This window comes from Polaribacter sp. R77954 (assembly GCF_044595335.1).
GTDB lineage: Bacteria > Bacteroidota > Bacteroidia > Flavobacteriales > Flavobacteriaceae > Polaribacter.
The window spans coordinates 807674-822637 of record NZ_CP138992.1 but is presented as its reverse complement, the minus strand read 5'-3'; the positions used below and the strand labels follow the sequence as shown (position 1 = coordinate 822637).

General features: G+C 29.7%; 10 protein-coding genes. 8 read left to right on the top strand and 2 right to left on the bottom strand.

Features of this window, described 5'->3' with window-relative positions; genetic code table 11:
• The first annotated feature begins 69 nt into the window (after nucleotides 1–69).
• Entirely contained in the window at nucleotides 70–1494 is a 1425-nt protein-coding gene (locus tag SJY27_RS03590; RefSeq protein ID WP_397446892.1) for an ATP-dependent RecD-like DNA helicase, read from the top strand.
• Here the strand turns inward: SJY27_RS03590 and SJY27_RS03585 are convergent.
• On the bottom strand, nucleotides 1491–2441 hold the full coding sequence (locus SJY27_RS03585; RefSeq protein ID WP_397446891.1) for a lipid A deacylase LpxR family protein: 951 nt from the start codon (nucleotides 2439–2441) through the stop codon (nucleotides 1491–1493). The genes SJY27_RS03590 and SJY27_RS03585 overlap by 4 nt on opposite strands.
• Before the next feature lie 89 nt (nucleotides 2442–2530).
• On the opposite strand from SJY27_RS03585, the gene ppk2 (SJY27_RS03580) reads away from it, so the two are divergent.
• The 4 genes from ppk2 (SJY27_RS03580) to SJY27_RS03565 are packed head-to-tail and all read left to right on the top strand — an operon-like array spanning nucleotide 2531 to nucleotide 9252.
• Complete coding sequence (gene ppk2, locus SJY27_RS03580; protein ID WP_397446890.1) at nucleotides 2531–3391, top strand: polyphosphate kinase 2; 861 nt, start codon at nucleotides 2531–2533, stop codon at nucleotides 3389–3391.
• Nucleotides 3392–3396: 5 nt separating this feature from the next.
• Nucleotides 3397–4179, top strand: coding sequence for a polyphosphate kinase 2 (ppk2, locus tag SJY27_RS03575; protein ID WP_397446889.1), 783 nt, complete (start codon nucleotides 3397–3399; stop codon nucleotides 4177–4179).
• A 46-nt stretch (nucleotides 4180–4225) separates the two neighbouring features.
• Complete coding sequence (locus tag SJY27_RS03570; protein WP_397446888.1) at nucleotides 4226–8308, top strand: gliding motility-associated C-terminal domain-containing protein; 4083 nt, start codon at nucleotides 4226–4228, stop codon at nucleotides 8306–8308.
• On the top strand, nucleotides 8308–9252 hold the full coding sequence (locus SJY27_RS03565) for a type IX secretion system membrane protein PorP/SprF (protein WP_397446887.1): 945 nt from the start codon (nucleotides 8308–8310) through the stop codon (nucleotides 9250–9252). Before SJY27_RS03570 ends, SJY27_RS03565 begins: the two co-directional genes overlap by 1 nt.
• A 20-nt stretch (nucleotides 9253–9272) precedes the next feature.
• Here SJY27_RS03565 and SJY27_RS03560 read toward each other — a convergent pair whose 3' ends face one another.
• Nucleotides 9273–9905: a hypothetical protein gene (locus tag SJY27_RS03560; protein ID WP_397446886.1), complete on the bottom strand. Its 633-nt coding sequence runs from the start codon at nucleotides 9903–9905 to the stop codon at nucleotides 9273–9275.
• 65 nt (nucleotides 9906–9970) lie between these two features.
• Between SJY27_RS03560 and SJY27_RS03555 the strand changes: the two genes are divergently transcribed.
• The 3 genes from SJY27_RS03555 to SJY27_RS03545 all read left to right on the top strand — a co-directional run bounded on the left by SJY27_RS03555 (nucleotide 9971) and on the right by SJY27_RS03545 (nucleotide 14958).
• Nucleotides 9971–10516 (top strand): DNA mismatch repair protein MutS, encoded by a 546-nt coding sequence (locus tag SJY27_RS03555; protein WP_397447893.1) that lies wholly within the window; start codon nucleotides 9971–9973, stop codon nucleotides 10514–10516.
• Between the two features lie 15 nt (nucleotides 10517–10531).
• Nucleotides 10532–11665: a cysteine desulfurase family protein gene (locus SJY27_RS03550; RefSeq protein WP_397446885.1), complete on the top strand. Its 1134-nt coding sequence runs from the start codon at nucleotides 10532–10534 to the stop codon at nucleotides 11663–11665.
• Nucleotides 11666–12162: 497 nt separating this feature from the next.
• Nucleotides 12163–14958 (top strand): triple tyrosine motif-containing protein, encoded by a 2796-nt coding sequence (locus tag SJY27_RS03545; protein WP_397446884.1) that lies wholly within the window; start codon nucleotides 12163–12165, stop codon nucleotides 14956–14958.
• The last annotated feature ends 6 nt before the right edge of the window (nucleotides 14959–14964 follow it).

Below are 14964 nucleotides of genomic sequence, written 5' to 3'. Positions count from 1 at the left end.
TACAATTTTTTTTTAATGATAAAAATTTTTCTTTGTAAAGAAATGTATCTTTGTTCATTATTAATTTTTATGGTAAAAAAAACTGAAGATTTCTATAATTTATTACTCCAAAGGTTTCCACATAATCCTACACAAAAACAAGGCCAATTATTAAAATTATTAAGTAATTTTTGTGTTACTGATGATAAAAATGCATTATTTTTATTAAAGGGTTATGCAGGTACAGGTAAAACAACAAGCATTAGTACTTTTGTTAATGCATTATCGTACATAAAAAAAAGAGCTGTTTTATTAGCGCCAACAGGTAGAGCTGCAAAAGTAATTGCGTTGTATTCTAAAAGACCCGCTTTTACAATCCACAAGAAAATATATTTTCCAAAAAAACAGGCAAATGGTGGGGTAGATTTTGTTTTGCAAACTAATAAACACAGAAATACTATTTTTATTGTTGATGAAGCTTCTATGATACCTGATAGTAGACAGAATCAAAAATTATTCGAAACGGGTTCTTTGCTAGATGATTTAATTTCTTATGTATATTCGGGTCATGAATGTAAATTGATTTTTATTGGAGATACAGCGCAATTGCCACCAGTAAAATTAGAAATCAGTCCTGCTTTAGAGGCGGATACTTTAAATTACGAATATCATAAAAATGTAGATGAAATTGAGCTGGATGAAGTAATGCGTCAACATAAAAATTCTGGAATTTTAGCAAATGCTACTCAATTAAGATTGATTTTGCAAAACGACAATGATAATTTTCAGTTTGATGTTGATTTTCCTGATATAAAAAGGCTAGAAGATGGCTATGATATTGAAGATGCTTTGGTTGAAGCGTATGATAATGATGGTGTAGAAGATACTGCGTTTATTGTACGCTCTAATAAAAGAGCAAATCAATATAACCAACAAATACGAATGAAAATTCGCGGTCAAGAAAATGAAATTTCTACGGGAGATTATGTTATGATTGTTAAAAATAACTATTATTGGTTAAAAGATGCTTCTGATGCTGGTTTTATTGCAAACGGAGATATTTGTCAAGTTTTACGGATTTATAACAATAAAGAATTGTATGGTTTTAAATTTGCAGAAGTTTTATTAAAAATGATTGATTATCCTGATATGCAACCCTTTGAAACGGTTTTGTTGTTAGATACGTTAACAAGTGAAAGTCCGTCTTTAACCTACGAAGAATCTAACAAATTATACCAAGCCGTAAAAGAAGATTATGCTGATGAAAAATCGAAATACAAACAATTTTTAGCCATCAAAAAAAACAAATACTTTAACGCATTACAAGTAAAGTTTTCTTATGCAATGACTTGTCATAAATCTCAAGGTGGGCAATGGAAAACTGTTTTTATAGAGCAACCTTATCTGCCAGATGGTGTGTCTAAAGCTTATTTTAGATGGTTGTATACTGCAATTACAAGAGCGCAAGAAAAATTGTATTTGATTGGGTTTAAAGATGATTATTTTTTAAATTAATTTAAAGAATAACTTGCAATTATGGTTCCGTATTTGTTGCCATAAGTGTATCTTAATCCTTTAGATTTACTGGTGTTGTAATTAAAAACATAACCAAAGTTAAATCTATTTGCAGTGAATTTAAACCCTAATTCCATATCAAAAACAAACGGAACCAATTCTTTGGTAACAACACTACCCGTGTTTAAAAAACTACCTTGTAAAGTAGCATCATACATTGCATACCTTAAAGTTGGTTTAAAGTAAAAAAACGATTCAATGCCTCTTGTGTATTTTGTAGAATCATCATTTAAATGTGTGTTAAAAGCAATAGAATTTTTTAATGTTTGCATTGGTGTAAAACTAAACCTGAAATTAAAGCCACTACTTATATCTGTTTGTACAGTACCTAAATTTCCGGAAACTACCCAAAAAGCATCCAATACATTAGCTACATCTTTTCCTAAAAAATAAACATATTCAGTACCAAAATTTAACCCAAAAGCGTTTTTAATTTGATGTTTCCAACCAGTAACTTCTCTATACCCATACATTTTATGAATAAAGTTTTGAACTTCATAACCTTGTGCATTTGGTCCAATAACACCTATTTGTATGCTTGTGTTTAAGATTTTATTTTTTTTATAGACTCTTTTTATACCAAAACTACCAAATAAATACGCAGCAAAAGGTCTGTCATGTTGGCTTAAAATTTCTACTATTGGTTTGTGTGGGGTGTACATTTTATGGCCAATTTTCCAGGTAACAATTCTTTTTTCTAAATTGTTGTTTTTAAGTTTAGTAAGGTATCTGTAATTTATAAAAACACCACTAGTGTAATAGCGATCTCTATTAACAGAAGTATATAAATCATTATCGGTAACTAAACTAATTTCTTTAGAAAATTTTTGTTGAGATATACAATTAAAAACAAAAAAACAGCAACAAAAACTCAATACATATTTCATAGACCACAAAGATACAAATGAATTTAAAACGATAAATATTTAGGGAAATTATAAAAAAGGTTTTATTTTAGAGCTATCAAAAATAACATATGCCTACCAAAGAATTTTTAACAGCCGACGATTTTGAGAGTTTACAAAATAGTGATGATTTAAGAGCACTAATAAAGCAAAAAAACATTCCATTTGATAACGTAAGTAATACACTTTCTTATACCAATGAGCTTCGTTCATTACAAGTTGAGCTTGTAAAGCTACAACGTTATATATCTAGCCACAACAAAAGGGTAGCTATTATTTTTGAGGGCAGAGATGCAGCAGGAAAAGGTGGTAATATTCGTAGGTTTATGGAGCATTTAAACCCAAGATCTACAAGATTAGTAGCACTTAACAAACCTACTGAAGTAGAAAAAGGACAATGGTACTTTCAACGATATATTAAAGAGTTACCCAACCCAGGCGAAATTGTTTTTTTTGATAGAAGCTGGTATAATAGAGCAGTAGTAGAACCAGTTATGGGGTTTTGTTCAGATAAACAATACGAAGAATTTTTATTACAAGTGCCAGAATTTGAACATATGATGTATGAAGATGGTGTGATAATTATTAAATTTTGGTTATCAATTACAAAAGATGAACAAGCAAAACGCTTTGATGCTCGAAAAGAGAATCCTTTAAAACGCTGGAAATTTAGTCCTGTAGATAGGCAAGGGCAAATTTTGTGGGATAAATATACTTATTACAAAAGAGAAATGTTTTCTAAAACTCACACCACTTATAGTCCTTGGATGATTATAAAAACCAATGATAAAAAAGTAGCAAGATTAGAAGCTATAAGGCATGTTTTATCGAAATTTGATTACGAAGACAAATCAGAAGCAGAGGTAGTTTTAAACCCAGATCCTAATGTAGTTATGCGTTATTACAGATCAAACATTCATCAAATAGATTAAATGCTATGAAAAAATTAACAAAATCAGATTTAAAAAAATTAAATTCAAAAAAAGGTTTATTAGCATTATTATCTAAAGAACCTTTAAATGTAGATAGAGCCTTACGCTTTGTAAATTACGAGAAAAAGCTTAAAGAATTACAAGTAGAATTAATTCGTTTACAAACTTGGGCCATTAAAAATAACGAACGCATAATTGTTGTTTTTCAAGGTAGAGATGCTGCAGGTAAAGGTGGTGCAATTCGTAGAGTTACAGAACGTATTAACCCTCGTTTTATGAGGATTGTAGCTTTACCAAAACCCACAGAAGATGAAAAATCGCAATGGTATTTTCAAAGATATGTAGAGCAATTACCAAAAGCAGGAGAAATGGTTTTTTTTGACAGAAGTTGGTATAACAGAGCTGTTGTAGAACCTGTAAACGATTTTTGCACACCTAAAGAATATGACATTTTTATGAATCAAGTAAACGATTTTGAAAGAATGATTCTAGAATCTGGCATTCATTTGGTAAAAATCTACATGTCTATCTCTAAAAAAGAACAAGCCAAACGATTTGCAGACATTAAAAGTGATCCTTTAAAACAATGGAAAATGACCAAGTTAGATGAAAAGGCACAAGATTTATGGGAACAGTATACAGAGTATAAAAATGCTATGTTTCAAAGAACAAACACAAAAATTTCACCCTGGAAAATTATTCGTGCCAATAGAAAAACAGAGGCACGTGTTAATGTAATTAACCATATTTTACAAAGTATCCCTTATGATAAAAATTTAGAAATATAATTTTTAGGCACTCTAAGTTTTTATTACTTTTAACCAAAAATTTGCAATGCTAAAAAAATCCTCCATTCTAGTATTTTTACTATTAATTGTATCTTATTCTTTATTAGCTCAGGTGCCCAGAGCTAGAGTAGATTATGATACAGCAGATATCAATACCACCCTTTCAGTAGCTGCTCCTGGAGTTTTAGTTAATGATACAGAATCTGGTGGTGCACCTATAACTGTAGCTCAATTCTTTGTAAATGGTAGCGTTTTTAATGTAGGTGAAACTGCAAATTTTGGACAAGGAAGTATTACCATTTTAGCTGATGGTAGTTATACTTTTGTGCCAAGAGCCAACTATACAGGTAATGTTTCTACCATTACTTATCAAATAACAAATGGTACATTTACAAGTGCTGCTGACTTACTTTTAACGGTAGAGTTTACAGACAATTTACTTGTTGTCAGAGATTTAGGGAGTTGTAACCAGGGTTTTAATGCCAATGGAGAATATAAAATAAAGTATAGTTTTGAGCTAAATAATACCAGTAATGCAAGAGATTTTCACGAAACAAGTTTAATTACAAATATTAACATAACCAACAATTTGGAGGCTGCTTTTGGTGCAGGATGTGTAATTAATGTTGCTGATGTAAGTATTTTTACCAGAAGTGATATTACCTATGTAGATACTCCTTACCCTTTAGATTTTGACGAAACAACAATAAACTCAGCTTTTAGAAATGCTAGCTCAGACGCAATTTTTAATGCAACTGCAACAAACTTAACATTATATCCAAGACAATCTATATTTGTTAGCTATTGTGTTACTGTAAATCCTTTTTGTGATGGAAGACCTAACCCAACACCTTCAGGATCTGGAATTAACTTTACAAATACAGTAACTGTAAACTCAACAAAAGGAGGAAATTCAGATACTACAGCACTTTCAGATTTTCATACCACAGAAGCTGTAGTTTCTGCAGGGTTATATGTGCCAGAATTTCATAGCAATCAAGATCCACCAGGGGTAATCAATTCTGATGGTACTTATGACTATATAAATACTGTAGTAATTACAAATGAAGGTCCTACAACAGCTCAAAATATTAATTTTAATATGGGTTTAGGAGATTTTCAGAATAAAGTAACGTTTAATGAAATACGTGTTACACAAATTTCAGGCCCCAATGTAGCAATAAACTCTAACTTTGATGGAGATAATGAAACCACGCTTTTAGCTGCAAATAACACACTACCAGCAGGAGAAACCATAATTTTAGAAGTATTTTATTTAATTGGTCCTGTAGATAGCACCAGTTATAGCTTTTTTAATCAAACCAATTTATCGCAAACGCAAAGTGGTTTAGATGGTTTTGATGCAACAGATCAAAACAATAAAAAAGCATTTTCTTTTGTTACATGGTCAGATAATTTAGGCAATCACTTAGATCGTTATTATGTATTAAACTCTTTAGTAACAAGTGTTTCATCAGCTTTATATTGCGATTGCTCTTTGGTGGGTATGCGTTTTTTGTTCAGTGCATCTTCAAATACTAATAAGGTTATTACATCAACTATACCAGAACCTAATGGAATACTAGAACATGAAGAAATTACTTTTCAAGCAACCATAGAAAATACCAGTCAAGCTGTAGAGCTAGATAACTTGCAACTGCAAGAAAACGTTAATAATGTTTGTGGTGGCAACATAATATCTGTAAGTACACCAAGAATTGTTAGCTCATCTGCAACAGCAAATCCTATATTAAATCCTTTATTTAATGGCGTTAGTGATACCAATATATTTGATGGAAGTTCTGGTTTGTTAAAAATTAGAGAAAAAATAACCATAGAATATACAGTAGTTTTTAACGAGGCCTGTAGTGGAGATAATACCTCGTTTTTTTCAGCAGAAGATCCATTAGGTAGATTTGTTTCATCTTCTGATGCTGCTACTGTTGTTGCATCCTCAGATACTGACAGTGATGGCATTACTGATGATGTTGATATAGATGATGATAATGATACCATACCAGATGTTTTAGAATATAATGGTATTGATCCTTTAGGTGATGCAGATAATGATGGTTTCCCAAATTATAGAGATGCAGATTTTGGTGCAGATGCAAATGCAGATGGTATTGTAGATCTTTTTGATTTTGATAATGATGGTGTGCCTAATCACTTTGATTTGGATAGTGAAAATGATGGTATTTTAGATATTGTTGAGGCTGGAAATGGCACTTTAGATACCAGTAATAATGGAAGAACCAATAATACTGTTGGGTTTAATGGATTAGATAATACCATAGAAACTAACGATTCTATGTTAGCCTCAATAGCATATAATATGCCTAATACAGATGCTAATGGGAATCCGAATTTTTTAGACATTGATGCAGATGATGATGGAATTGTAGATAACATAGAAGCACAACCTACAAATAACTATACAACATTAAGTGGAACAATTTCTGAATGGGGTATAGATGCATCATATCCAAATGGAATTCAACCAGTAGATACAGAAAATGATGGAATTCCAGATTATATAGATATCAATTCAGATAATGATATTCGAGATGATGTTCTAGAAGGTTGGGATACCAATAGTGATGGAACTGCAGAAATAATACCTTCAAATTCCGACATAGATAATGATGGTTTAGACGATGCTTTTGATAATGATGATAATAGATTAAATCAAACGAATGGACAAACACCACAAAGTTTTCCAAATGCAGATAATGTAGATAATCCTGAAAGAGATTGGCGAGAAATCATAGCAATTGTTATTCTTATCAATGATATTACAGTAACAGAAGGTCAAGACGTAACGTTTACTATATTGTTTGTAACCAAAAATAATAATTCAATTTTAATAGAAAGTGCATCACCTGTAGATATCAATTTTTCAACTTCTAATGGTACTATTACTACTAATGTATATGATGTTGCAACAGCTCCTTTTGATTATTCCGATTTTTCAAATACCGTTTTTACAGTTCCACCTTTTACAAATACAGCACAATTTACAGTTACTTCTTTAGAAGATAATATTTATGAACTGACAGAATTATTCACCTTAACAGGCAATGTAACTTCAAACAATACATTAACCACAGAGTTTAGTGGAATTGCGACTTTATTAGATAATGATGAAAAACCAGACATTACCATGAATGATTCTACAGAAGATGAAGGTGTTGATTTGGTTCATACCATAGAAATTGATACAAATAATAATCAAACTATTGCATCTTCTACACCAATTGAAGTACTTATAAATACTAGCGATAATTTAGCTATAAGTCCAGATGATTATACAACAGTTTCAGATGTGTTTACTATAGCTGGTACTGTAGATCCTAGTAACCCAAATACTTCAGTTTCTGTTAACATTACATCTATATTAGATAATTTAAATGAATTAGATGAAGAACCTTTAAATGTGGTTGGGCTAGTACAAACATCAAATGTAAGAACATCAGATTTAAACAAAACAGCTACAATTTTAGATATCGACCCAAAACCATTGATACAAATTGATAGTGTAACTGTTGAGGAAGGTAATTTTATGAAATTTACCATCAGTCTTTTAAATGATAATGATGAATTGATGCAAAATTATCTTCCTATAAATATGACTTTAGAAACTGTTGATGATACTGCAAACGCTAATTTAGACTACGAAACAAAATCCAAACAAGCTATAATTCCTGCATTTACAGAGCTCATCACTCAAAACATAAATACTTTAGAAGACAAATTGAATGAAGATACAGAAACCTTCTTTTTACAAGCCAATGTGTTTAGTAGTGAGGTTTCAAATACGTTTCCTCCTCAAGGAGTTGGTTTTATAAAAGACAATGATTACCCGAATTTATTTTCACCAAATGGTGATGGTAAAAGTGATGTTTTTAAAATTTCGGGTATTGAAGATTATCCAAACTTTAAACTTAACATTTACAATCGTCAAGGTAATGAAGTGTATAATTACAGTAACAATGGCAATCTAAATCCTGTTTGGTGGAATGGAACTTACAAAGGGCAACCTGCGCCTACAGGAGTGTATTATTATATTTTAGATTTTAATGATGGAGTTAAGAAACCAATTACCAAATTCATTCAATTAATCAGGTAATGAAAAAGAAAATTGCATCTATTATGACAAAGAATTTTATTTTTTTATGTTTGGTAATAGCCTTCATCAGCCTAAATAGCTATGGCCAACAACCACCTCATTACACACAATATTTGTATAACATGCAAATTGTAAATCCTGCTTTTGTAGGTTATAGAGCAGAATTAAGTATGTCTGTTTTAGCACGTCAACAATGGGTTGGAGTAGAAGGGGCACCTACTACAAAAACATTTTCTCTTAATGGTAGAACAAGAAGAGGTTTAGGAATAGGAACCACCATTGTACATGATAAAATTGGTTTATCAGAAATTACAAATACAAATGTAGATGCATCCTATACTATTGTACTATCTCAAAATAGTAGACTAGCATTTGGTTTAAAAGGTGGTTTACTATTTTATAATAACAATTTATTTGATGGTATTACACCAGATACAGAGGTTTATCCATCAACAACAGGAAGTTTTGTAAATGTAGGTTTTGGAGGTTTATTTTATACCAAAAAGTTTTATGTAGGTTTATCTGTACCTCAGTTGTTAGAATCTCCTCAGTTTTATATAGAGGATAATTTGAATCAAACTAGTTTGTCTACAAATCCAAATATATTTTTGTCATCAGGTGTTTTATTTAAGTTGTCAGAAAGATTATTATTTAGGCCTTCAACTATGGTTAGGTATACTGTAAACCAGCCATCTTCTATAGATGTAAATGCAAGTTTTTTATACAACCAAATTTTAGAAACAGGCATCTCTTATCGCTATAAAAATTCAGTAAGTGGTTTATTTACAGTTATTTTAAATAAAAAATACAGAATAGGGTATGCTTACGATCACAGATTTTCTGTACTTGGTGGTAATTTAAGTTCGCACGAAATTGTATTTCAAATGGATTTAAATTTTAAAAGAAATACAAGGTGGCTACTCTTTGATAATTGTTATTTTTAGAATTAATCTAACTTTAAAAATTAAGCAAGTTTTTTTTGTACTTGTAAAAATATAAAATAAATTTCTCCGGCAATTTGTTTGTTGGTTGCTAGATAAGTTTTTTCTTGAATATCAGAACCATCAGAATATTTAGGATCTACAAAAGGTAAATGAAAACGATGCGATGCAGAGGGTATAAATGGGCAGTTTTTATCAGCACTATCACAAGTAGTTATCGCCATAAAAGGACCATTATTTTCTGGGTGATCATATAATTTAGAAAAACCAAAAATAGAGTTTTTAGAACCTTCAAAACTAATTTGATACTTTGGGTTTTGATGAGAAAAATCTACCACATGAAACAAAAAACCTACTTTCTGTAAGGTTTTTACAGTATTTCTATAAAATGCAGTTACCTCTGTTCCTCCAGAAAATGAGTTAATATTCAAGTTAAAATAGTTAGCAGCATAAAAGCTCCAAACTTGCCCTAATTGACTTCTTCTAGAGTTATGAGTACAAATATAATTTAAGTTTACAACTTTATGAAGGGTGTATTCTTCTGCAATAGTTTCTGCAATTCTCAACAAACGTTTTACCCTATCTTCAGATGGTAAGCTTTGTTTAAAAGCATTTTCAAAGAAGGTTTTGGTAGAAGTGTTTGAAGTTTTTAACATATCACTATTTTTTGCAACAAAATTAGGCTAAAATTGTACTTTTGTTAATTAATATAATGTTAAGAATGCGTTTAGAAATTGGAAATAAAGTAGCTGTTTTAGATGATGTTATTAAAGGAGTTGTAGTAAACATTAATGGTAACGAGATTTCTATAAAAGCAGAAGATGGAATGATATTTAATTTTTTGCCTTCAGAGCTTGTTAAGATTGATAAAGAACAACACGAACTAAGTAAATTTACAGATATAGATAATCCTATTTTAAAAGAAAAAATAGCCACTCATAAACCAAAGAAAAGTCATTTTGTGAAAGACAAAAATGAAGTGATTTTAGAGGTAGATTTGCATATTAATCAGCTTATAAAGTCAACCAGAGGTTTAGATAATTATGATATGTTAAACTTACAGTTAGATACTGCAAAAAGAAAAGTAGAATTTGCAATTGCCAAAAGAATTTCTAAAATTGTGTTTATCCACGGTGTTGGAGAAGGAGTTTTAAAAGGCGAATTGATTAGTTTACTAAATAAATATCCTGTAAAATATTATGATGCCTCTTATAAAAAATATGGTTTAGGAGCTACAGAAGTGTATATTTATCAAAACACAAATTAATTGTATTTTTAAAGTATGAAAGCTATTTATTTAGATAATGCAGCAACAACAAAAATTGATGAAGAGGTACTAGAAGTGATGCATACTTCTATACAAGAAAACTATGGGAATCCGTCATCAACACATCAATTTGGTAGAAAAGCCAAATCTGCTGTAGAAACAGCAAGAAAAAATATAGCGCAACATTTTAATGTTACAGCAAGTGAAATTGTGTTTACAGCTGGCGGAACTGAAGCAGATAATTTAATTTTAAACAACGCAGTTTTAAATTTAGGGGTAAAAAGAATTATTACTTCTAAAATAGAACATCATGCAGTTTTGCATGCTTGTAATCATCTTAAAGAAACTTACAATATAACTTTAGATTTTGTAAACCTTAATGAATTTGGCAGTATAAATCTAGCGCATTTAGAGGAATTGTTGTCAGCCTCAACCCATAAAACTTTAGTGAGTTTAATGTATATTAATAATGAAATAGGTACTATTTTGCCCGTAAATGAAGTTTGCAACCTTTGTAATAAATACCAAGCATTGTTGCATTCAGATACTGTGCAGGCCATTGGTCATTACCACTTAGATTTACAAAAAACACCCATTGATTTTATAGTAGCAAGTGCTCATAAATTTCATGGACCCAAAGGTGTTGGTTTTGCTTACTTTAAAAAAGGCTTTGGCATTTTACCCATGTTTTTTGGTGGTGATCAAGAAAGAGGTGCAAGGTCTAGCACAGAAAATGTACATAGCATTTTAGGTATGGATAAAGCCTTAGCAATTGCCAATACCAATTTAAATAAAGACCAAGAATATATTAATAATTTAAAACAGTATTTTATTTTAAAACTACAAGAAAACATAGATAATATTCAGTTTAATGGCCTTTCATCTAATTTAGATAAAAGCAGTTATACTATTTTAAGTGTACGTTTTCCTATAAAAAATAATATGCTTTTGTTTAGTTTAGATATGGCTGGTATAGCAGTTTCTGGAGGTTCTGCATGCCAAAGTGGTAGCAATAAAGGCTCTCATGTTTTAGCTGAAATTTTAAATGAGTATGATACAGATTATACATCTATACGATTTTCTTTTTCAAAATATACAACAAAAGCAGAAATTAATAGTACTGTACTAAAAATAAAAGAGTTGATTTAAAAATTAACGTTTGCTTACTTTGTTAAATTCTTTAATCATAACATAAGCCCAAACAATTACGCAAACACCTACAAAAATAGAAAAGTAGAAAATTATATTATCTGCGGTCATTCATAATTATTTTTAGGAAAATCATTACGCCTAATAGTGTGGGGGCCCAAAGACCCAAAAATATTCCATGTAATTTATCACCAGTTAAAAAAAGATATTCTGCTATTAAAATAATTAGTACACATAATAGCAACATTAGTATGTTAGCCTTACCTAACTTCTTCATCAAGTTCATTAAATCAAAACCATTTAAATGTAATAGTGTAAAGTTAACTAATTATTTTAAAGTCTTAAAATTTTGTTAAGGTTAATTAATAAAATATCTTAAATTCATATATTTTACTGTGTTTTTTTCAATCTAAGTTTTTTTAAAATAAATTTAACTCAGCTAGTTGAGTTATATTTTGTTAAATTCGTAAGCTAATAATTTAAGTTCACCACCGTTCATGAGAGTACTTTTATTTACAATTCTTTGTTTTTTTACTGCACATATTGGTTTTGGGCAAGAGATACCACCAATAAATATCTTTTCAACAGAAGATTATGGAGCTGAGAATCAAAACTGGGCTATTTCTCAAGCTTCAAATAAGTTTATATATATCGCAAATAATAATGGTTTATTAGAGTTTAATGGTGCAGATTGGCAGTTATATCCAACACCAAATGAAACTATTATGCGTTCTGTAAAATGTTTTGGAAACAAAATATATACAGGTTTTTATATGGATTTTGGTTTTTGGCAGAAAAACGAATTTGGTGCATTAGAGTTTACCTCTTTAGTGCAAAACAGCCAAATTCAAATGCTAGAAGATGAACAAATTTGGGAAATATCTGAATTAGATGGGTGGATGATTTTTAAATCTCTGCAACGAATTTATCTGTATAATTTAGAAACAAAATCATATAAAATAATAGAGGCCTCAAAATACCTTACAAAATTAACCAAAGTAGATAATATTATTTATTATCAAGATTTAGAACATGGTGTTTTTATGATAGAAAACGGAGCACCTAAATTGGTTTCTAAAGAAAAAGCACTTACCGAAAATTTAATTGTTGCTATTTTTTATAAGAACAATAAACTATACTTTTTAACACAAAAAGATGGTTTTTATTATTTAGAGGATGGCGCAGTAAAAAAGTGGAATATATCTGCAAATAGTTTTTTATCAAACAAAACTATTTATAGTGCCAAACTGCTAAAAAATGGAAATATTATTTTAGGTACAATTTCTAACGGAATTATAAAATTGAATAAAAATGGCGATGTGTTTTATGAAATTACTCAAGGTTTAGGGTTAAGTAATAATACTGTATTATCAATTTTTGAAGATGTAGACGAAAACGTATGGTTGGGTTTAGATAATGGTATTAACACCATCAACCTAAAGTCGCCATTTAAGTTATTTGTTAAAAAAGAAAACTTTTGGGGCACTATATATGCATCAATTGTTTATAATGATTATTTGTATTTGGGTACAAACCAAGGTTTATACTATAGAAGAAAAAATTCTAATGAACGCTTTAAGTTTGTTAAAAATACACAAGGTCAAGTATGGGATTTACAAGAAATTAATAATACTCTTTTTTGTAGTCATAATTCAGGAACTTTTGTGGTTAATAATAATGATGCCTCATTAATTAAAGGTGGAGAGGGGTCTTGGGGAGTAAAAAAAATAGATAATAACACCCTTATTATGGGAGCCTATGATGGCTTATATATTTTAGTTAAAAAAGAAAACTCTTGGGTAATAAGAAACAAAATAAAAGGTTTTTCTAACTCTAGTAGGTACTTTATTTTAAAAGACGATCATAAAATATTTGTAAATCATGAATACAAAGGGGTGTTTAAGTTAGAGGTGGATAATGATTTTAGAAACATAACAAAAGCTGTAAGAGATGAATCAGTAGAAAAAGGGATTCATTCTAGTTTAGTTCAATATCAAAATAATATTTTTTATTCCTGTAAAAAAGGAGTTTATAAATATTTAGAAACCAAAGACAGTTTTAAATTAGATACTATTTACAGTAAATTAATGCCTAAAAATAAGTTCTTATCTGCTAAATTAATTCATCATACATCTAACAATAAACTTTGGTCGTTTACCAAAGATGATATTCGCTTTTTTGCTCCAGGTAAGCTAAGTGATAAACCAGATTTAGAGATAATTTCTATAAAAGGGGGCTTGCATACTGGGGCATCTGGTTACGAAAATATAATTCACCTTCAAGAAGAGGAATATTTAATTGGTACTTCTGATGGCTATTTAATCGTAGATTTAAATAAAATCAAAGCGCCTAATAATTTTACAATAGACTTAAATAGAGTTTTAAACAATAAAACAGATGGTGTTCAACGAAAAGTAAGCTTAAATACAGCACCAGAATTTCATGTAAAACAAAATAATATCGAATTTGATTATAGTGTTTCTAATTACAACAAAACATCATCTATCAAATTTCAGTACAAACTAGAGGGGCTTAATGAAAAGTGGAGCAAGCTTTATAAAAAGAACTCGGTGCTTTTTGAAAATTTACCTAGTGGAGATTATGTATTTAAGGTAAGAGCTTCTATTGATAACAAATTAAGCCAAAATATTGCAGAATATTCATTTAAAATTTCTAAGGCATGGTATTTATCTAATGTTTTTATTTTTATATACCTATTAATCGTAATTATAATTTTTTATTCATTGCATATCGCATCTAAAAGATATTATAAAAAACAAAGAGAAGACCTTTTAGAAAAAGCACAAAGAGAAATAGAACTTAAAGAACTAGAGAGTTCTCAAAAAATTATTAAACTAAATAATGATAAGCTAAGAAATGATATTGAAAGTAAAAATAGAGAATTAGCTACCTCTACAATGAGTATCATTAAAAAGAATGAATTCTTAAATACCATAAAGTCAGAATTAACAGAAAATGGAAAAAGTAGCGTTACTAAAGTCATTAAAATTATTGATAAAAACTTAAATAATACAGATGATTGGAAACTGTTTCAAGAAGCATTTAATAATGCTGACAAAAATTTTCTGAAAAAGATCAAAACCAAACATCCAGAATTAACCCCTAATGATTTAAGGTTATGTGCCTATTTAAGGTTAAACTTATCCTCTAAAGAAATTGCTCCGCTATTAAATATTTCGCCAAGAAGTGTAGAAGTAAAACGTTACAGATTAAGAAAAAAGATGAGTTTGCCACACGATGCCAACTTAACCAACTACATTATTGAGATATAAAACTAT